Source organism: Shinella daejeonensis, from assembly GCF_024281235.1.
Classification (GTDB): domain Bacteria; phylum Pseudomonadota; class Alphaproteobacteria; order Rhizobiales; family Rhizobiaceae; genus Shinella; species Shinella daejeonensis.
The window spans coordinates 746,139-766,544 of sequence record NZ_JAHWXY010000002.1; the positions used below are offsets into that span (position 1 = coordinate 746,139).

Sequence of the window (20,406 nt, forward strand, 5' to 3'; positions counted from 1 at the left end):
ACATCAAAGCGAGATGATGTAGTTGCTATTGGCGCTGACGCGGGCGGTGGACCCCGGATAGACGACGACGGTGGTCGTCGGCTCCTCGATGATCGCCGGTCCGGTGATCGTGCATCCGATTTCGAGATCCTGCCCGCGGTAGACCGGCACATCGTCAATGGAATCGCCGAAGTAGGATCTGCGCGTCCCGCTGGAGCCGCTTCCGCTTTCCGCCGTCTTCTCGCCGGCCCAGTTGGCTTTTCCGAGCGAGACGGTCATGCGGCCGCGCCAGTTGAGGCATTCGACCTGTGCGGTTTCGTCCCGAACGGCAAATACGCGCTCGTGCGACTGGTGAAATGCATCCACGAGTCCCAGGACGTCTTGCTCCCCTTCAATCCTGCGGCTGGGCAGGGCGGCGTCCAGCTCCCAGACCTGCGTCAGGTAGCGGGCTTCGACCGTATATTCACGCCGGATATTGCCGCCGGCCGCGATCTCCAGTTGCTCGGAAGCCTTGTCGAGCCGGGTATCGATTTCGTCGAGGGTGTTGCGCACGCCTTCGTAATCGAAGCGTCCGGTCGTGGTGACGCAGTTGCCCGATTCCTCGAAGATGATATCGGAGAACTGCATGCCGCTTGCCGAGAGGGCGCTGGCGGTTTTGGGTAGGATGATCGTCCGCACGCCGAGTTCGCGTGCGATGGGAACGATGTTGATGCCGGCGGCGCCGCCGCCTGCGACAAGCGTCGATTCGCATGGATCGAAGCCCTCCGCGACGGTGATGTCCTGGATCGCATTGATCATGTGCTCGTTTGCGATGTTGATGATCGCAAAGGCCGCGCGTTCCAGCGAGATGCCGAGCTCCGTCGCCAGGGTCCCGACCGCCTTCTTCGCTGCGTCGACATCAAGTTTCATCCGCCCGCCGAGGAAGTAGGCGGGATCGATATAACCGAGAACCAGCGCCGCGTCGGTGACCGTCGCCTTGTCGCCGCCCTTGCCGTAGCAGGCTGGGCCGGGAACGGAACCGGCGGACATCGGCCCGACCCTGAGCAGGCCGCCATTGTCGATCCAGGCGATGGACCCGCCGCCAGCGCCGATCGACCGCACGTCGACGGACGAGATCGCCGTCAGATGGCCCATCCATTGGCCGCCGAGCCAGGTTTCGCGCGTATATTTGAGCTCGCCTTCGCGAACCAGCCCGACGTCGAAGGTGGTGCCGCCCGTATCGCAGATGATGACGTCGTCACCGAGATCTTCCATGCGCGAGAAGGCGCGCCCGGCGACCGGCGCCATGGCCGGGCCGGATTTGACGGTATGGACCGGTTTTTCGACAAGGTCCGCCACATGGGTGCAGCCGCCGGCGGAAGTGGACACCAGGATGTCTCCGGCAAAGCCTGCGGCCACCAGGTCCCGCTGCATTTCGCGCAGATGGTTCTGCATCAGCGGCTTGATGGAGGCGTCGATCGCCGTCGTCGAAGCGCGGCGATATTCGCGCACGATCGGCACGAGCACATGGGACAAGGACACCGCGATGCCCGGTGCTTCTTCGGCGAGGATTTCACCCATGCGCAACTCGTGCAAGGGATTGGCGATGGACCAGAGGAAGCAGACGGCCGCCGCTTCGAAACCGTCCGACACCAGTCGCTTCGCCAGTTTGCGGGCCGCCGCCTCGTCGAGGCCGGTCACGACCTCGCCTTCGGACGATATGCGTTCATCGACTTCGAACGTGTGGCGGCGGGCAATGTAGGGTCTGGGGAAGTCGTAGGAAAAATCATGCGGGCCGAACTTGCCGCCCTCGCGCGTCACCAGGATGTCCGGAAAGCCCCTGGTGGTCAGGAAGGCCGTCTTTGCGACCTTTCCCTGGACGATCGCGTTCGTGGAGTGGGTCGTTCCATAGATCAGCAGCCCCGCTTCGCCGAGGAGCGTCTCGACGGAAACACCGAGTTCCCCCGCCGCCATCTGCATGGCGCCGCGCATGCCGTGGAAAATCCGGTCCGGCGTGGTCAGCGACTTGCCGATGACGACTTTTCCCCTGTCGTCCTGGACGACCACGTCGGTAAACGTCCCGCCGGTGTCGACTGATATCCTGTACTTCATTCTTATGGTTCCCCTTTGCTGAGCGGTTGTCCGCTAGGTCGTATTCAGGCGTTGGAAGTAGCGTTCGACCTCGAGATGGGTCGATTTGATATGATCGGCCATGAGCTGGCCGGCGCGTTCCCTGTCTCCGGCGGCAATGGCATCGAGCATCGGCTCGTGGGCTGCCGCCGCATCCTCAAGCGTCGAGAAGATCGTGCCCATCATTCCAAGCAGCATCCGAAGCTCGCCGTGGATTTCGTCGAATGCGCGCAGCGAGCGCCGGCTTCGGCTGATTTCGCAGATCGTGCGGTGGAATTCGGTGTCGAGCGCAAAGGTGGCGGCGATGTCGCCGGCGGCGGCGGCGGCATGCATGCGATCGAGAATATCGCGAAGGCGCGTGAGGTCGCGCGGGCTTCGGGTCGCGGCGGCCTCCCGGATGACGGCACATTCGATACCGGTCCGGAAGAACATGATGTCATCGGCCTCCTCGCGGCTGATCTCGCGAACGAAGCGGCCGCGCCGGGGATGGTTGACCAGAAGCCCGACACCTTCAAGGCGGCGGACGGCTTCGCGGATCGGATTCCGGCTGATCCGCAGCTGCTGGGCCAGCTTGATCTCCGTGATCTTTTCACCCTGGGCGATCTTGCCGTTTATGATGTCGTTGCGCAGCAGCTCGAAAAGCTGGTCGACGAGGCTGTCGGATTTCAGGGTGTCTTCCCTGTAATCCGCATCCCCGGCCTCCTCGTCGTGGAGGGCCTTCTCGTTCAACGATCTCAAATACGCCATTTGCCTGTCCTTCTGAAAATTCAGAGCCTCATGGGTGGAGAATGCTCCAAACTTTCCCGATACGAAACCGCAGCACCAATGCTGTCGGCAGGTTCGTACCGTATCGGCGATGAGGATGTCTGCCCTTTTAGTTTGCCGTCAGGAGCTGCTCGATCGTCGGCACGATGGCGCTTCGATAGACTTCGACCGAACGGAAGCTGCCATCCCTGGTCTCCATGATGAGGAACGGGCGGTTGAGCTGAATGTGAACGTCGGGCGTGAAGGTCGTCGGCCCGATCGTGAAGGGCTCGTCCCTGAAGGCGTTGAGCGCGTCAAGGACGGGCCGGGTTTCCGTCGTCCCGGCTTTTTCAACCGCACGCGCCCATTGTTCGATCATCGAGTAACCGGCGATCGCATAGGACGTCACCGGCGGTTCGTTCCAGCGCGCCTTGAACGCCTCGACGAAAGCGTTGAGTTCCGGGCGCGGGTCGTCGCCATAGAGCGACATCAGCGCGGGAACATAAAATCCGGATAGGCCGGGCGCCGCATCGAGCCAGTAGTTGTCGCTCATCGCCGTATTGGAGAGGATCGGCTGCTGAATGCCGGCGGCCCTCAACTGGCGGACGGCGCTGGCGCCGCCGGGGGTCACCGATGACAGGAAGATGAAGTCCGGCTGGACCGGCAGCTGTTTGATGCGGGTGATCTGCGAGGCGATGGAAGCGTCGGAATTGACGAATGTGTCTTCGCCGACGAGGGTCTCTGCGCCGGCCGCCTCGGACCAGCCGAGCCTGAAGCCCGCGGAGACCGACTTGGTGTACTGGATGAGCGTATCGGTCAGGAGATAGGCGGTCTTGTAGTTCTGCCCGGCGGCCCATTGCGCCATTGCGATACCTTCGGTCTGCGCGGCCCCGATGCCGGTGAAGGCGAGGGGGCCGACACCCTGGGCGCCCATCTTGGCATCGCCGGCGATCGAGCTGAAGGAGATGATGTCCGCCGAGGCGGCGGCAAGCGCGGCAGGCGCGCCGAAGTCATAGTCCCCCGAGACGACGAGGAAATCGATGCCCGACGCGACAAGTTCCTGGCCAGCCGTGGCCGAGCCTTCGCGTTCGGTCTTGGTGTCGCGAACCTCGTATTCGATCTGCCGGCCAAGCAGGCCGCCGGCCTTGTTGATCTCCTCGATCTTCAGCACCGCAGCCCTGAAGGGCGCGCTGTCGTAGTTGGCCATCCATCCGGATTCGGCAATGGCAAAGCCGATTTTGACCGGTTCCCCGGCGGCGACGGCGTGTGTGCCGAAGGCGAGGGTTCCTGCGAGAAGGCTGGTCGAGAGCAGTAATGCCCGTCTTTTCAGAATTATCTGCGTCATGCATCGATCCCCTTTTATATTTTGTTCAATGCGGACTGTGGACAATTTTACTGTTGCCATTACCCCACCCTGTGTCAAGCGGAAAATATGACGATGGGCTTGCCGGTGCGTTGCGATCGCCCTCGATGGCGGTCGATCGTGATGGGCGGGTTTGGGAGCCGATACGGCCGGCGGAGGAGGATCTACCGTGTTGCCGGGCGGTCAGGCTCAGGCAATTGCGCACATAAACCCGGTCCGGGTTTTTGCAGGAATGGCTCTGATGTGACCTGGTATCGACGGGAATAGCCCGGTTTATCGGGCGAGATAGCCGCCATCCGCTTCGTAGCAGGCGCCGGTTACGAAGGATGCGGCGCCGGAGAGCAGGAAGAGGATCACATTCGTGATTTCGTCCGGCTGTCCGAGACGTTCCATCGGATGAAGCAATGCCGCCGCCCGTTTCTTCTCGTCACTCAGATGCGCAAGCAGCGGTGTCTCGATGAACCCGGGGGCGACCGCGTTAACGCGCACGCCCTGCGCCGCATGGTCGAGTGCGGCCGCCTTGGTGAGGCCGATCACGCCGTGCTTGGCCGCGGTATAGGAAGGCTGCCCGGCAAAGGCGCGAAATCCCATGATGGAGGCGACATTGACGATGGAACCCCCGCCGTTCGCGAGCATGGCTGGGATCTGGTAGCGAAGGCAATGGAAGACGCCGGTCAGGTTGACAGCGATGACCCGGTCCCAGTCCTCGGCCGGATAGCATGCCGTCTCGCAGCGGGGCAGGTCGATCCCGGCGGAATTGACGGCGAGATCGAGACGCCCGAAATGACGGACCGCCTGCGCAATCGCTGCTTCCACGCCTGGGGCCGCCGTCACGTCCAGGTCGAGGGCCAGAACCTCGTCCGATCCGAGCGTTTTCGCAAATGCCGCAAGCCGCTCCCCGTCCCGGTCGGTCAGGATCAGCTTCGCTCCAAGGTCGGCGAGACGCGTAGCGGTCGCAGCGCCGATGCCCGAAGCCGCGCCGGAAAGGAAGGCGACCTTGCCCGCAAAGCCCGCGGGATCGAAAGGGGAAGATGACATGGGGGCGTTGCGCTCTGCTCTATTTGTAGACGCCGACCCAGATGATGATGGCCGGCTCGCTCTCGGAGGGATTGCGGGAGCGATAGGTCAGGGAACGGTCGAAACGGTAGCTGTCGCCTTCGACGAGTTCGAATTTTTCCTCATCCACCCACAGTTCCAGTCGGCCCTTGAGGATATAGCCGTATTCGGCGCCCGCGATCGGCACATGCTTGGCTTCGGTCTCCAGTCCGGGCTCGAAGGTCGACATCATGAACTCGACATCCGGATCGAGTTGCGGCGTCAGAAGCTCTGTCCTGGCCCCCCGGTGAAGCAGGAAACGGCGCTGACCGCTGCGCACGACAATGTCCTTCTCGCGCTCGGCTTCCGGCTGCTTTTCCTCCAGATCGACGAACCAGCTCATCGGCACGCCGAAAATCGTGCACGCGGCGTAGAGATCCTTCAGTGTCGGTTGCGACAACCCGCGTTCGAGCTGACTGACATAGCCGGTCGAACGGTTCAGCCCTTCGGCAAGCTGCTGGATCGTGATGCGCCGGGACCGCCGCAATTCACGCAGCGTCTTTCCCACGTGATCGGGAACCTTTGCATCAAGAATGAAATTGGACATCGCGCATAACCTGATAAATTCATTTTAGTGATGGGATTGATAAGATACTTCACCAAAGTCAATGCAGGATAGCGACGGCATCGGCAACAGGATCGGTTCTCCCCATCTGCGGTCCCATGTCAACCGAAGGTTCCCGCCGTGGTGCCGCCGTCGAGCATATAGACCATGCCGTTGGCGTAGCTCGCCTGCGGCGACAGCAGATGCGAGATGGCATCCGCCACTTCCTCCGGCCGGGCGAAGCGGCCGAGCGGCACCCGACGTTCATAGAACGCGCGATCGTAGGCGCCGTCATTCTCCTTCAGAAGGCCGTCGGCCATCGGCGTTGCGACAAAACTCGGGCAAACCACGTTGCTGCGAAGGCCGCCCGGGCCATGATCGAGCGCCATACAGCGGATCAGTCCGACGACGCCGTGCTTGGAAGCGCTATAGGCGGCATAGCCGCGCGATCCGCGTATGCCGGAATCCGAACTGACCGCGACGAAGGCGGAGGCGGGGTTTTTCAACAGGTGAGGGACGGCATGCCTCGCCAGCAGGAACGGCCCGGTAAGGTTCACGGCCAGCGTGACGTTCCAGATCTCGTCGGTCAACGCCGTGACATCGCCCTTGTGCGCGACGCCGGCGGCGGCGACCACGCCGGAAAGAAAACCATGCGTCTTGACGGCGCGCTCGACCGCCGTTTTCACATCGCTGTCCGAAGCGGCGTCGCCGGCGACGTCAAGCACATCGGCACCTTCCTGCCGGCAGGCGCCCGCGACGTCGAGCAACATTGCGGCATTGCGATCGAACAGGGTGAGCGCGACGCCGGCCTTTGCAAGCCCGAGCGCCGTCGCGCGTCCGATGCCGGATGCCGCGCCGGAGATCAGGATGGAGGCTGCCCGGGCTTTCGCCATGTCTTTCTCCAATCGGCTGTTTCTTTCCCGATTTGACCGGTCTCAGGCCCCGAGATAGGCGGCCTTGAGATCGGGATCGTTGAGCACGTTGTGCGCGCCGCCTTCGACGGAGCAGCGTCCGGCATCGATCACATAGGCGTAGTCGGCGATTTCCAGCGCCACGGCCGCATTCTGTTCGACGACGATGAGGCTGATGCCGGACTTGGAGAGCGTGATGATGATCTCGAAGATCTGGTTGATGATCTTCGGCGCCAGACCGAGCGAGGGCTCGTCCAGCATGAGAAGCTCCGGTGTCGCCATCAGCGAGCGAGCAATCGCCAGCATCTGCTGCTGCCCGCCGCTCATGCGGCTGGCCAGCGAATGACGCCGCTCCTTCAGGATCGGGAACATATCGTAGGCTTGCGTGCGGATCTCGTCGAAGCTCCGCCCACGGCCCGGGATATAGCCTGCAAGCAGGTTTTCCTCGACGGTCAGCCGCTGGAGGATCTGGCGGCCTTCCGGGCAATGCGCCAGGCCGAGCCGGGTGATCTCCTCCGGCGGCCGGCCTTTGATGGCCTGCCCCTTGAACTCGATCTCACCGCCGTAGATCTGCGTCAGGCCGGAAATGGAGCGCAGCGTCGAGGTCTTGCCGGCGCCGTTCGCACCGATGATCGTCACGATCTCGCCGGAGCGGACCTCCAGATCAATGCCGAACAATACCTGCGTTCGACCGTAACCCGCCTTGAGCCCGGCGACCTTGAGCAAGCTTGCGGATGGTGTCGAGTTCTTCCGTGGTTCCAAGATAGGCCTCCTGCACTTTCTCATTGGTGCGCACCAGTTCCGGCGTGCCGGAGCAAAGCAGCTCGCCATAGTTCAGCACGTCGATCCGGTCGGAGATCGACATCACCATGTCCATGTCGTGCTCGACGAGAATGATCGCGCGGTCCGCGCGTTTCAGACTGGCGATCAACGCCGCCATGTCTTTCGTTTCGGTATGGTTGAGGCCGGCCGCCGGTTCGTCGAGCAGTACGATCGGCGCTTCGGTGACGAAGGCGCGGGCCAGTTCGAGTATCTTCTGGCGGCCGTAGGGCAGGTCGCCGGCAAGCGTGTCGGCCACATCCGAAAGGCCGAACCGTTCGAGGCACGCATGGCAGATATCGAGCCGCTCGCTCTTGCCCAGCCGTCTGGCGCCGGTCAGATACGTCAGCCAGGATTGCGGGAAGAAACAGACCTCCAGGTTTTCCAGCACGGTCATGCCGTCGAACAGGCGAAGGTTCTGATAGGTCCGCGCGATACCGAGTTGCGCCACGCGATGCTTGGGCAGCCTGTTGAGCACCGATGCGCCGAGGCGGATCGCGCCGGAGGTGACGCTATAGGATCCGGCGATCATATTCACGACCGTCGATTTTCCAGCGCCGTTCGGCCCGATGATCGAGTAGACCGAGCCGACGTCGAAGGTGAGCGACAGGTTCTTGATCGCGACCAGCGAGCCGAAATGCTTGCTTACGTTTTCGAGGGCGAGAGCCATAGGTTCCGGACCTTTCGAATGATGAAGCTGAGGTTGAAGCGGGGCGAGACGAGACCGCCCGGGCGCAGCACGATGACGGTGACGAGGACGATGCCGTATATCAGCAGCCGGTACTGGGCGGCGAAGTGCAGCACCTCCGGCAGGACCACGAGCACGATGGCGCCGGCGATCACGCCGACGATATTGCCGACGCCGCCGATGATGATGATCAGCACGACGAGCAGCGATTCCTGGAAGGTGAAGCTTTCCGGGCTGACGAACCGCTGGAACGAGCCGAAGATCACGCCGCCGGCGCCGCCGATCGCCGCGCTGAGCGCAAAGGCGAGCAGCTTCAGCGTCGTCGTGTTGATGCCGAGGCCGCGCACGACGTCCTGGTCTTCCCGCAGCGCCCGCCAGGCCTTGCCGAGGATCGAGCGCTCCATATAGTAGACGCTGGCGCATATGATGATCGCGAGCGCCAGCAGCAGCCAGTAGAAATGAACCGGGCTGGTGAGGGGCAGGCCGAAGAGGCTGGCACGGTCGAGGCCCGCGATGCCCTGCGGGCCGTTCGTCAGTTCGTCGGCATTGTTGATCGCGATGCGGATGATCTCGCCGAAACTGAGGGTGACGATGGCGAGATAGTCTCCCCGCAGCTTCAGGACCGGAAAGCCGAGCAGGACGCCGGCGATCGCTCCCGCCGCCGCCCCGATGAACAGGATCACGATGAACGGCAGATGGATGTCGAACTGGCCGCTGGCCAGGAAGGCATAGGCATAGGCGCCCACCGCATAGAAGGCGATGAAGCCCAGATCGAGCAGGCCGGCGTAGCCGACGACGAGGTTCAGGCCGACGGCCAGGATGATATAGATCAGGATGCTGTCCGCGACGCGGACGTAATAGGGCGGAAGTTTCGGCACCAGCGCGAGCAGGATCACGCAGAGCGCGAGTGTTGCAAGCAGACCGGCCCGCCGTGCGATCACCGAGGTCCCCATGGGTCAGTAATCCTTCTTTGCGACAGTCGTTTCTTCCGAGATCGTCTCGCCGAGCAGGCCGGCGGGCTTGAACAGAAGAACGAGGATGAGAACGGCGAAGGCGAAGACATCGCGGTATTCCGTGCCGATGAGCCCGCCGGACAGGATCGGCAGGAAGGCGGTGCCGAAGACTTCGATCGCGCCCAGCAGGAAGCCGCCGAGCATGGCGCCGGGAATGGAGCCGATGCCGCCGAGAATGGCTGCCGTGAAGGCCTTCAGGCCGATGACCGAGCCCATGGTGGGCTGCATGATGCCATAGTAGGATGCATACATGATGCCCGCCATGGCACCGAGGCCGGGGCCGATGAAGAAGACGAGGCTGACGGCGCGGTTGACGCGAATGCCGAGCAGGCTGGAGGTCGTCCAGCTTTCCGAGGCAGCACGGATCCAGATGCCGAGGCGCGTGCCGTTCACGAACAGCGTCAGGCCGACCATGAGCAGGATGGCCGCGGCGAGAATGCCGAGTTGCATGGTCGTGACCATGCCGCCCAGCGCGGCGATCGGCTCGCTCGCCACGATCGCCGGAAAGTGCACCGGCTGCGGGCCCACGGTCACACGCACCGCGCTTTGCAGCACGATCGACATGCCGAGCGCGCTCAGCATCGGCGCCAGCCGGCCATAGGCGCGCAACGGCCGATAGGCGAAGCGTTCGATCGTCACCCCGAGCAGGCCGATGATCACGAAGCTCGCCACGATGGCCAGGGCCGAATCCAGCATCGGCGCCAGTCCGCCAAGGCCGACGAGCCCGCTGAAGACGAACGTGTAGACATAGGGGCCGAGCATGAAGAACTCGCCATGCGCGAAGTTGATCAGGCGCATGACGCCATAGACCATCGTGTAGCCGAGCGCGATCAGCCCATAGATCGCACCGATCGCCAGCGCGAAGATCAGTTGTTGGAGAAAATAGTCGAACAAGGGAGATCGCCTCTGTGACGACGGACCGGCGCCATGCGCGCCGGTCCTGTTGAAAAGCGTCCGGCCGTTATTATTTGACCAGTTCGAACTTGCCGTCCTTGACGACGTAGAGATACATCGACGCCGTCGTATTCTCACCGTTTTCGTCAAAGGCGACCGGGCCGAGCAGGGTGTCGACCGTCACGCCGTGAAGTTGGGCGAGAACGCCCTCGCGATCGAGCGTCTCCGCCTTCTCGACGGCCGCCGCCATGACCTGTGCGTTGGCGAAGCCGAGCGAGGCATAAGGGCCGGGCGCGCGGCCGAAGCGGGCCTGGTGACGCTCGGAGAAGTCGCGCAGCTCCGGCGAGGAATCATAGGGAGGAAGCTGGAAGGTCATCAGCGCGCCCTCTGCGGACGCCGCCCCGGCCTGGGTGATGAAATCGACGGTAAAGCCGATATCGGGACCGATGAACTGGGCTTGCAGGCTCTGTTCGCGCATCTGCTTGAGGAACAGGGCCAGTTGCGGCATGCCGGCGCCCATATAGACGACGTCGGGATTTTCGAGCTTGATCGAGGCGATCAGGGCGGAGAAATCCACATCTTCCGGATTGGCGCCGAACGTACCGGCGATTTCCCCGCCGCCGGCTTCGAAATTGTCCTTGAACACGCCGGCGATGCCCTGGCCGAACACCGTCTTGTCATGCACGAGGACAGCCTTCTTCAGGCCGAGCGTCTCGGTGACGTATTTCGCGGGCAGCGCGCCCTGGACGAAGTCGTTCGCCACCGGGCGCACGACCGTCTCGAAACCCATGCGCATCAGCTCCGGATTGGTGGCGGGCACGACCTGCGCCATGCCGCATTCGGAATAGATGTCGAGTGCGGGCATGGTGACGCCGCTGTTCATATGGCCGATGACGCCGATGACAGTGCTGTCATCGCAGAACTGCTGGGCGACGAGCGTTCCCTGCCGCGGATCGGCGCGGTCGTCGAGGGCCTTGAATACGATGTTGTTGCCCTTGATGCCGCCCTTTTCGTTGAGCTGGTCGAAATAGATCTGGGCGCCGTCGATCTGCGACTGGCCGAATTCGGCCTGCGCGCCGGACATCGGCGCACTGCCGCCGAGAACGATGTCGTCGGCAACGGCGGGAAGGGCGCTGGACGCCAGCAACAGTGCGGCAGCCGAAAGAATTACACGGGTTCTGGTCATGAAGGTTCCCCTTTTTCATCTTGTCGGGACTGGTTGCATGGAACGTCCGTTCGAGCAACACAATCGTGAAATTATTTCGCTCACTCTTCATGCGAGTGATTTTATGCACGGCTATCTGAAGTTTTCGTCGGACCTCCTCATTTCGCAAGATAGCCACCGTCCACCGCCAGGACGTGGCCGGTGGTCATCGACGCGGCGGACCCGGCGAGGAAGACCATGGCGAAGGCCACCTCTTCGGGTTCGGCAAGGCGTTTGAGCGGGGTCAGATCGCGGATTTTCTGCATCTGCGCCGCATCGGCCGCCAAATGTTCGATCAACGGTGTCCGGACCCAGGTGGGCGCCACCGCATTGACGCGGATATCGTCGTCGGCCCATTCGACCGCGAGCGTGCGGGTGAGGTTCACCACGCCCGCCTTGGCCGATTGATAAGAGACGTTCGGATGAAGGCCGCCGCCTGAATAGCTCATGATCGAGGCGGTGTTGACGACCGTGCCCGCAACGCCCCGGGCGATCCAGGAGCGGGCGGCCGTCCGCGAGCACAGGAACATGCCCGTCAGATTGACCGAGACCACGCTGTTCCAGTCGGCCAGCGACAGTTCCGTCGAAGGACGGCGGATCGATATCCCGGCATTGTTGATCAGGATATCGAAGCCGCCGGCGGTTTCTTCAGCGGCGGTGAAAGCCGAGATGACATCACTCTCGTCGGTGACATCGAGGGCGGCGGCGAACGCCGTGCCGCCCGCGTCCGCCACCTCGTTACCGACGGCTTGCGCCGCCGCAAGATCCCGGTCGAGAACCACGACATGCGCCCCGAAGGCGGCGAAGAGCAAAGCCGCCGAGCGACCGATCCCTCCACCGCCGCCGGTGATGAAGACCCGCTTTTCATCGAGCCTGAACATCTTTTCGGGTGCCTGTGCACACGTCATGTGTACGGGTTCCTGTCTTGCGCCGTATCAGCCGACGATCTTGCCGAAGCCGAGCACGAAATTGGCGACGATCATCTCCGCGCCGACGACCTCGCGGATCTGGAAATCGGAGAACGGGTCGCTCGCATTGCCGCCGACCCTGATGTCAGCCGTGCCGAAGGCGTGGCGCAGGGTCGTGGATTGGCCAAGCGAATTCTCGATGATCTGCGTTTCGACGGCGGCGCTTTCCGGCGAGGGAATGATGCGCGTCTGGAAGCGCGGATGCAGTGCGGGCTTTTCGAAATCCGGGCCGTCGGCCTTGAAATCGATCTCGATCAGCGACGTGCCACGACGCGACAGCGTCGCCGTAATGGCGCTGTCCGTCGCGTTCCAGGTGACGTCTCCCATCTTCTTCGGGTAGCCCCAGACTTCGCGGCCGACGGCCATGGAGTCGTCATTGGTCACGATCTCATAGAGGACGTGGCCGCCGGGCCGGCCCTGATAGCTCATCGGTACGACGATCCCGCCCTCGGCATAGGAGCCAAGCGAGCCGCCCGCCGGGACGTCCATGATGAAGAACTCGATCACGTCGCCCCTCAGCTCGAATTGCGACGGCAGCGCCGCGCGGATCGCCGCCTCATCGACACGGCAGAACACGCTGACCTTGCTGAAGGCTTTGTAGTCGAAAGGCGGCGCCTGATAGAGGGGCGAGCGCTGCGGAATGGAATAGGCCTGCTGAGACATGGGGGATATTGTCTTTCCTGTCTGTTCACGTCCGGCGGACATTCACATAAATGAAGAAATCATGTCAAGATTTCATATGAGTGATTTCTACAGGTTTGTTTGTGAAACGAACTTGATCGTCTGGAAAGTCTCCAGCGCCTCCGGTCCGCCCTCGGAGCCATATCCGGAGTCCTTCACGCCGTTGAACGGAACTTCCGCATAGGCAAGTCCGTAATCGTTGACCGAGAGCATGCCGGTCTCGATTTCCTCGGCGAAACGCTGGGCGTTCTTCTGCGAGCGTGTGAAGGCGTAGGCGGCAAGTCCGAAAGGCAGCCGGTTCGCCTCGGTAATCGCCGCGTCGATCCCGGAAAAGCGGTTCACCACCGCGACCGGACCGAACGGCTCCTCATTCATGATCGCGGCCTCCAGGGGCACATCGGCAAGCACGGTCGGCTCGAAGAAGAAGCCGGCGTTGCCAATCCGGTTGCCGCCCGACAGCAGGCGTCCGCCCCGGGCGACGGCATCGCCGATCAGCCGGTCCATGGCGTCGAGCCGGCGCGCATTCGCCATCGGCCCCATGTCCACGCCCTCGGAAAGTCCGTCGCCGACCTTCACGGCCCGGGCTGCGGAGATGAAATCTTCCAGGACGTTGTCGAAGACCGGTTCTTCCACAAGCACGCGGGTCGGCGCGATGCAGACCTGGCCGGCATTGTGGAACTTGTGTCCGGCCAGCATCGAAACCGCTGAGGAGAGATCCGCGTCGGCGCAGACGATATAGGGCGCGTGGCCGCCCAGCTCCATCGTCACGCGCTTCATATGCGCGCCGGCAAGCGCCGTCAGATGTTTGCCGACCGGCGTCGAACCCGTGAAGGAAACCTTGCGGATCGTCGGATGCGCGATGAGATATTCGGATATTTCCGACGGCACGCCGTAAAGAAGGTTGATCGCACTCTCCGGCAAGCCGGCATCGGCAAAGGCGCGGATCATCGCGGCGCAGGACGCCGGCGCTTCCTCGGCTGCCTTCAGGATGACGGTGCAACCGGCGGCAAGGGCGGCGCAAATCTTGCGGATGGCCTGGGCGACCGGATAATTCCAGGGCGTGAAGGCCGCCACGACGCCGATCGGTTCCTTCATCACCATCTGCTGCACACCGGGCTTGCGCGCCGGAATGATGCGGCCATAGGAGCGGATCGCCTCTTCGGCAAACCAGCGGATGACGTCATCGGCGTTCCGCAGCTCGGAACGGGCTTCGGCAAGCGGTTTGCCCTGCTCCATCGTCAGGATCGGCGCGATATCCTCGATGCGGGCGCGCAGATTGTCGGCTGCCGCATGCAGCAGCCGGGCGCGGTCGCGGGCCGGGGTCCTGCGCCATTGTCCGAAGGCGCTGGCGGCGGCGGCAAGCGCCCGGTCCATGTCGGCCTGCGTCGCCTTCGCCACGCGGCCGATCTCGTTGCCGGTGGCCGGGTTGAGGACGGGGAGCGTTTCAGCGCCGGTGCCATCGATCCATTTGCCTGCGATGAAGAGTTTTGTATCGGGATACATGGTCTGTCTCATTCGGGTTCTTGCGGTCAGTGGTCGAAGCAGATGAGCGTACGGGCGAGGACCCCCTGCTCCAGCCAGCGGAAGGCGTCGTTGATCTGGTCAAGTCGCACGCGCTTGCCGATCTGGCGGTCGAGTTCGAAACGGCCGGCGCGGTAAAGGCCGAGGATGCGCTCGAAATCCCGCTCCGGCACGCCGCCGCCGTAGTTGCTGCCGATGATGCGCTTCTGGGTATTGGGAAGGGTGGAGGCCGGAAGGCAGACCATCTCGTCCTTCGCCGCGATGCCGACGGAAACAACCGTGCCGCCCGGCCGGACGCCGTCATAAGCCAGCGCGATCGCCGCTGGCCGCCCCGTGCAGTCGATCATGCTGTCGGGACCGCGGCCACGGCTCAGCGCCTTCAGTTCGGCGGCGACGTCCTGCGTGGCCGAATTGAGGAAATGCGTTGCGCCGAACGAACGGGCGAGCGCTTCCTTTTCCGGCTTGATGTCGATGGCGACCACCGCTTCGGCGCCTGCGACCGAAGCGGCGTGGATGGCATTGATGCCGACACCGCCGACGCCGATAACGCCGACGATCTCACCGGCCTCGACGCGTGCGTCGTTGACCACCGCGCCGAAGCCGGTCGTCACCGCGCAGCCGACAAGCGCCGCGACTTCGAAGGGAATGTCCTTGTCGATCCTGGAGCAGCCGGATTCCGGCACGACGGCGAGTTCGGCAAAGCTTGAAACGCAGGTGAAATGATTGACGGGCTGTTGAGCGCTGCCAAGCCGGCGGGCGCCGTTCCAAAGCGTGCCGCCGCCGGCGGCTTCGCCATAGGTGTCGCACATGGTCGGCAGGCGCTTGTGGCAGTAGAAGCATTCGCCGCAGTTCGGAGCCCAGGAGAGGACGACGTGGTCGCCCTTGCGGACCTTGGAGACGGCCGAACCGGTGCGTTCGACGATGCCGGCCGCTTCATGTCCCAGGATGATCGGCAGTTTGGGCCGCGACTTGCCTCTGGCGGCGCTGAGATCGCTGTGGCAGACGCCGGTGGCAATGATGCGGACGAGGACCTCGCGCTCGCCCGGATCGGCGATCGGCACATCCTCGATCACGAGGTCTTCGTTGTAGTTATAGAGAACGGCGGCCTTCATTCTGCTTTTCCTCCCCTCGGGGCATGTGTTCGTGTGTCCGGGACCGGCGCTTATCGGCCGAGGCCCTGCAATCTGTCCCAGCTGTCTTCGAGGGATGCCGGCAGGCGGTGTTTCATGATGCGCTGGCTCGGGGTGCGCTCGAAATCGGCGACCACGGCGAGATAGCGCGGGTTCTGGAACGGGGCGAGCCTCCGGGCGAGCCAGTCGGAAAGGTCCGCATAGTCAACCTCGGCGCCGGCCTTCGGCTTGATGAAGAGCTTGATCTCCTGCTCGCCGACCTCTGCCTTGACGCCGATCATCGCGCAATCCTCCACCATGGGATGGCCGCCGGCGATATGCTCGACTTCGAAGGCCGAGACGTTCTCGCCCTTCACCCGTACGCTGTCGGTCAGGCGACCGAGGAAGTAGAGATTGCCGTCGGCATCGATCATGCCGAGGTCGCCGGTATGAAAGCCGTCGGGCCGCAGCGCCTTTGCCGTCGCCTCCTCATTGCGGAAATAGCCCGCGAAGACCGCGCCTGCCTGGCGCGGGTGGACGACGATCTCGCCTTGTACGCCGGCCGCCACGGGCAAGCCCTGTTCGTCGTGTATTTCCACCGAAAGCCACGGCACGGGGGTGCCGACCGAGCCAAGCACGCCGTTCGCGTTGAAGGTCGTGATGCTGGAGGATTCGGTCATGCCGTAGCATTCGCGCAGCGGCGTGCCGAAGCGGTCCTCGAAGGCGCGCCAGATGTCACGCGGGCAGCCACCGCCCCAGGCGACGCGTACCTTATGATCGCGGTCGCGCTCGCTCTCCGGCTGCTTGAGCAGGATTTGCAGGACACCGCCGAGATAATGGATCTGTGTCGCGCCGCATTCGCGGACCTGATCCCAGAACCGGCTTGCACTGAAGCGCTGCACCATGGAAAGCGTGACGTCGCGCAGCAGGGGGATCGGAATGAGCTGGGCGCCGCCAATGTGATAGAGCGGTTCCCAGACGAAGAAGACGTCGCCGTCCCGCGCCTCCGAGCAGAGCATCGCCCCCTCGGCGGCGTAGCGCAGCATGCGGTGGGTCACGCGGACCCCTTTCGGGCGGCCGGTCGTGCCGGAGGTATAGTTCAGCGCGAAAAGATCGTCCGCTGACGGCAGTTCCTCGGAGAAGACATGACCGCCATCGGCCAGCCGATCCAGCGAATCCGCCTCTCCCGCCTCGGCGACGAGCCGGAAGGTCGTCACGTCGACGCCGCATCCCTGGATGTTCGGGAAGAGGTCGCGATCGGCAAAGACCACCTTCGGGTCGCAGTGCTCCAGAATGTATTTCAGTCCGTCACCAAGCAACTGGACGTTCACCGGCACCCAGACGGCGCCGCATTTGGCTATGGCGAACAGCACGGCGAGGCTGTCGGGGCTGTTGCGCAGCATGAGCGCCACGCGATCCCCCTTGACGACACCGAGACGGCGAAGGGCGACTGCAACGCTGTCCGACTTGCGATGCAGGTCCGCAAAGCTGATCGGCGCGCCGTCGAACGTCGCATAGATGGCGTCGGGAGCAATGGCGGCGCGGGCCGGCAGGCGGGAAATGAAACCTTGGTCTTGCACGCTGGAATCCTGGGAAACAATGGGTATGGAAAACGGCTCTCGCGTTCCGGTCAGCCGGATTTCACCTTGCCTTTTGCGGCGAGGAACTTCTCCATCATGCGATTGGGCTCGCCATCGCCATAGGCGATGCGCTGGTTGCGCACGCCGGCGGCAAGAGCATCGCGGAAGCGGGCTTCTGTGATTTCCTGAAAGCGTTGCTTGTTCAGCTTCATGGCGAGCCGGGGCTTGGCGGCAAGTTCTTCGCCCAGTTCAAGCGCGGCGGCAAGCACGTCTTCGCGCGGCACGATCCGGTTGATGAGACCGATCGCGACGCATTCCGCCGCCTCCATCATACGGCCGCTCAGCGTCAGGTCGGTGGTGCGCGCAAGCCCGATCATTTCCATCATGATCCACGGGCCGGTGGTGCTGGCGATGCCGGAGTTGATCTCCGGCTGCCCCATCCTGACGCCCTCGTGGCCGATCCGGAAGTCGCCAAGCAAGGTCACCTGGAAGGCGGAGCCGGCGGCAAGGCCGTTCAGCGCCATGATCAGCGGCTTGGTCAGGCTGCGAATGCGGTCGTAGAGGCGTTCCCATTCGCCGATCCAAAGCTCCGCCCGGTCGGGATCGAAGGTCTTGGTTTCGTTGAGGTCCTGTCCTGCGCCGAACGCGCGCTCGCCGGCGCCCGTGAGGATGATCGCACCGACTGCCGCATCCTGCTCGGCCGCCTCCAGCGCCTCTATGAGATCGGAACGCATCGGGGAATGCCAGGCGTTGAGAACCTCCGGGCGGTTCAGCGTGATCACGCGGCATGCGCCGCGCTGTTCTGTCAGGATGAAATTTGCCATCAAAGTATTCCGTATCACATTGCAATACGAAATATCGTATTTTAATATATGAAAATGTCAACGGGATTCTTCACGGCGCGAGAATTATCAGCCGGAGAACGGAATGATGCTGAAAGGGCGGGATCGCCGTGCAGGAACGGTCAGCGAACCCCGAACAGGCGATGCGACCGGCGCAGTCTTGCGGGTGTGACATGGTAGGAGCGCCGGAACCAGTGGATGAAGTGGGCGCAATCGGTGAAGCCGCATTCATAGGCGATCTGCGCTATGGAACGGTCGCTGTTGAGAAGCATCCATTTCGCCGCTTTCAGCCGCATCTGACGCCAGTAGCGGGCCGGCGAAACCTGTAGATGCTTGCGGAACAGCCGGCTCAACTCCCGCTCGGACGTGCCGATGCTTGCCGCGATATCCGAGATGGGGCAAAGCTCGTACATCTTCTGGCGCATGATCCCGATGGCGTTCACCACGCGGCGATCCCCGCATTTCAGGCCGAGATCGAATTCCTCCGCCGCCTTGGTCCTGTCGAAGCCGTGGTCGCCGAGAAGATAGTGGACCGCCTTGTGGGCGCGCGATTCTCCGCAGGCCTGCGCGACGAGGAACATGGCCAGATTGATCGCGGCAAGGCCGCCCGGCGAGGTGATGATGTTGCCGTCCGAAACGACGGGCGTGTCGGTGACCGCGATGACATCGGGAAAATATTGCCGGAGCGCCCCGGCGACCGAGAAATGTACCGCGCAGCGCTTGCCCGCAAGCAATCCCGCTTCTGCAAGAATAAAGCTGCCGGTGCAGCTTCCGACAAGGGGAACGTCCTTGCCCGCGGCCTTGCGCAGGAAATCATAAAGGGCGGGGGCGGGTTTTTCCGTGCTGTGCAGGATGCCGCCGTGCACGACGATATAATCGTAGTCGGCCGGATCACCGAAAGCCTTGTCCGGCTGTATCGTCATGCCGCAACTCGCGCGAATGGGAGATGTGTCGTGCGAAAGGAAATCCCAGGTGCAATAGATCTGGCGGCTGAAATCGCTTTCGTCGCCGGCAAGGCGCAGGAAGTCCACGAAACAGGCGAGCGGCATCAAGGTGAAGTGCGGGACCGGCACGATGCCGATCCGCAGCGGCGTCTCGATGAGCGGGGGCGGTTTGGCGGGGCCGAGGTGAGAATAATCCCGATGCAAGCGGCCCGCCTCCGGCTTCCGACGAAAATTGTCCGAAACGTACAATACGCGCACTCTCACGGCAACTAGCCTGCGTTGCGTGGGAGAAACGGGAACGGTGGACAGGCAGAACAACAAGGCAAGCCTTGCACCGCGCTCGGCGTATTGACGCAGCAAGACATCCTGAGGGGGAGCGGACATGAGGAATCTTCTGGCATTTGGGATCATCGGCATGACTGCGGGCTTCGCCGCGCCGGCAAGCGCGGAGTGCGGTACGATCACCGTGGCGAACATGAACTGGCAAAGCGGCGAACTGCTCGCGCATGTGGACAAGATCGTCCTTGAGCGCGGCTTCGGCTGTCAGGTCGATTTCATACCCGGTGATACGGTGCCGACCATCACATCCATGGTGGAAAAGGGAGCGCCGGACATCGCGGGCGAGGCCTGGGTGGACCTCGTTCCCGAAATCGTGAAGCGCGGAACGGACGAAGGCCGGATTGTACAAATCGGACAGGCTTTGTCCGAGGGCGGCGTGCAGGGCTGGTTCGTTCCGAAATATGTCGTCGACGCCAATCCGCAGATCAAGACGGTCGATGACGCCTTCGCCCATCCGGAACTCTTTCCCCATCCGGAAGACCCGTCGAGGGGCGCGGTCTTCAATGGTCCGAGCGGTTCGGGCGGCTCGGTGGTGAGCGCGCAGCTTTTCAACGCCTACGGCGGCCCCTCGAAGAACTTCGGTCTCGTCGATCCCGGCACGCAGGCCGGTCTCGACGGGGCGATGGCGAAGGCAAACGAGCGCAAGGAGGGATGGCTCGGCTATTACTGGTCGCCCACCGCCCTTCTCGGCAAATACGCCATGGTTCGGCTGGAGGCGGGCGTGCCGCATGACGCAGCGGAATGGAAGCGGTGCAACACCGTTGCCGATTGTCCGGATCCGCAGCGGAACGAATGGCCGAAGGACAATGTCGTGACGCTCGTCACGAAGCGGCTGGCGGACGGCAGCCATCCGGAGGTGGCGGATTACCTCGGCAAACGCGCCTGGGACAACCAGACCGTCAGTTCGGTCATGGCCTGGATGACGGACACGCAGGCAAGCGGCGAGGAAGGTGCGATCCACTTCTTCAGGGAACATCCCGATCTCTGGAAGACATGGCTTCCGGCCGACGTCGCGGCCAAGATCGAAACCGCCCTCTAGCAACGCGGCTCCGGTGCGGG

At 63.2% G+C, this 20,406-nt stretch carries 19 protein-coding genes; 1 reads left to right on the forward strand and 18 read right to left on the reverse strand.

The features are described 5' to 3' along the window. Nucleotides 1-3 precede the first annotated feature (3 nt). From KYK29_RS10030 to KYK29_RS10115, 18 genes are all read right to left on the reverse strand, one after another. Nucleotides 4-2,070: a hydantoinase/oxoprolinase family protein gene (locus KYK29_RS10030; RefSeq protein ID WP_254690737.1), complete on the reverse strand. Its 2,067-nt coding sequence runs from the start codon at nt 2,068-2,070 to the stop codon at nt 4-6. A gap of 33 nt (nt 2,071-2,103) precedes the next feature. Beyond that, a complete protein-coding gene (locus KYK29_RS10035) occupies nt 2,104-2,835 on the reverse strand; it encodes a GntR family transcriptional regulator (RefSeq protein ID WP_254690738.1) in 732 nt (243 codons plus the stop codon). 127 nt (nt 2,836-2,962) lie between these two features. Beyond that, nucleotides 2,963-4,177 carry an ABC transporter substrate-binding protein gene (locus KYK29_RS10040; protein WP_254690739.1) on the reverse strand — a complete coding sequence of 405 codons (1,215 nt, stop codon included), beginning with the start codon at nt 4,175-4,177 and terminating at the stop codon, nt 2,963-2,965. Between the two features lie 291 nt (nt 4,178-4,468). Further along, nucleotides 4,469-5,233: an SDR family NAD(P)-dependent oxidoreductase gene (locus KYK29_RS10045; RefSeq protein ID WP_254690740.1), complete on the reverse strand. Its 765-nt coding sequence runs from the start codon at nt 5,231-5,233 to the stop codon at nt 4,469-4,471. A 19-nt stretch (nt 5,234-5,252) separates the two neighbouring features. Next, nucleotides 5,253-5,837, reverse strand: coding sequence for a helix-turn-helix domain-containing protein (locus KYK29_RS10050; protein WP_254690741.1), 585 nt, complete (start codon nt 5,835-5,837; stop codon nt 5,253-5,255). Between the two features lie 119 nt (nt 5,838-5,956). Continuing rightward, entirely contained in the window at nt 5,957-6,727 is a 771-nt protein-coding gene (locus tag KYK29_RS10055; protein WP_254690742.1) for an SDR family NAD(P)-dependent oxidoreductase, read from the reverse strand. A 42-nt stretch (nt 6,728-6,769) separates the two neighbouring features. Beyond that, nucleotides 6,770-7,471 carry an ABC transporter ATP-binding protein gene (locus tag KYK29_RS10060; RefSeq protein ID WP_254690884.1) on the reverse strand — a complete coding sequence of 234 codons (702 nt, stop codon included), beginning with the start codon at nt 7,469-7,471 and terminating at the stop codon, nt 6,770-6,772. Next, a complete protein-coding gene (locus KYK29_RS10065) occupies nt 7,410-8,234 on the reverse strand; it encodes an ABC transporter ATP-binding protein (protein WP_254690743.1) in 825 nt (274 codons plus the stop codon). Before KYK29_RS10065 ends, KYK29_RS10060 begins: the two co-directional genes overlap by 62 nt. Beyond that, nucleotides 8,210-9,205 carry a branched-chain amino acid ABC transporter permease gene (locus tag KYK29_RS10070; RefSeq protein WP_254690744.1) on the reverse strand — a complete coding sequence of 332 codons (996 nt, stop codon included), beginning with the start codon at nt 9,203-9,205 and terminating at the stop codon, nt 8,210-8,212. Before KYK29_RS10070 ends, KYK29_RS10065 begins: the two co-directional genes overlap by 25 nt. A gap of 3 nt (nt 9,206-9,208) precedes the next feature. Continuing rightward, the gene (locus KYK29_RS10075; RefSeq protein WP_254690745.1) at nt 9,209-10,159 is read right to left on the reverse strand and encodes a branched-chain amino acid ABC transporter permease; all 951 of its coding nucleotides are present in this window, start codon (nt 10,157-10,159) and stop codon (nt 9,209-9,211) included. Between the two features lie 70 nt (nt 10,160-10,229). Beyond that, nucleotides 10,230-11,345, reverse strand: a complete 1,116-nt coding sequence (locus KYK29_RS10080; RefSeq protein WP_254690746.1) for a branched-chain amino acid ABC transporter substrate-binding protein — start codon at nt 11,343-11,345, stop codon at nt 10,230-10,232. Between the two features lie 137 nt (nt 11,346-11,482). Further along, nucleotides 11,483-12,271, reverse strand: a complete 789-nt coding sequence (locus KYK29_RS10085) for an SDR family NAD(P)-dependent oxidoreductase (protein ID WP_254690747.1) — start codon at nt 12,269-12,271, stop codon at nt 11,483-11,485. A gap of 27 nt (nt 12,272-12,298) precedes the next feature. Continuing rightward, a complete protein-coding gene (locus tag KYK29_RS10090) occupies nt 12,299-12,994 on the reverse strand; it encodes an acetoacetate decarboxylase family protein (protein WP_254690748.1) in 696 nt (231 codons plus the stop codon). Nucleotides 12,995-13,081: 87 nt separating this feature from the next. After that, complete coding sequence (locus KYK29_RS10095) at nt 13,082-14,515, reverse strand: NAD-dependent succinate-semialdehyde dehydrogenase (RefSeq protein WP_254690749.1); 1,434 nt, start codon at nt 14,513-14,515, stop codon at nt 13,082-13,084. Between the two features lie 26 nt (nt 14,516-14,541). Next, nucleotides 14,542-15,645 carry a Zn-dependent alcohol dehydrogenase gene (locus KYK29_RS10100; protein WP_254690750.1) on the reverse strand — a complete coding sequence of 368 codons (1,104 nt, stop codon included), beginning with the start codon at nt 15,643-15,645 and terminating at the stop codon, nt 14,542-14,544. Between the two features lie 50 nt (nt 15,646-15,695). Further along, entirely contained in the window at nt 15,696-17,222 is a 1,527-nt protein-coding gene (locus tag KYK29_RS10105; RefSeq protein WP_254690751.1) for an AMP-binding protein, read from the reverse strand. A gap of 50 nt (nt 17,223-17,272) precedes the next feature. Next, the gene (locus KYK29_RS10110) at nt 17,273-18,046 is read right to left on the reverse strand and encodes an enoyl-CoA hydratase/isomerase family protein (RefSeq protein ID WP_254690752.1); all 774 of its coding nucleotides are present in this window, start codon (nt 18,044-18,046) and stop codon (nt 17,273-17,275) included. Between the two features lie 140 nt (nt 18,047-18,186). Next, a complete protein-coding gene (locus KYK29_RS10115) occupies nt 18,187-19,212 on the reverse strand; it encodes a GlxA family transcriptional regulator (protein ID WP_254690753.1) in 1,026 nt (341 codons plus the stop codon). A gap of 178 nt (nt 19,213-19,390) precedes the next feature. Between KYK29_RS10115 and KYK29_RS10120 the strand changes: the two genes are divergently transcribed. Next, nucleotides 19,391-20,386 (forward strand): glycine betaine ABC transporter substrate-binding protein, encoded by a 996-nt coding sequence (locus KYK29_RS10120; protein WP_254690754.1) that lies wholly within the window; start codon nt 19,391-19,393, stop codon nt 20,384-20,386. The last annotated feature ends 20 nt before the right edge of the window (nt 20,387-20,406 follow it).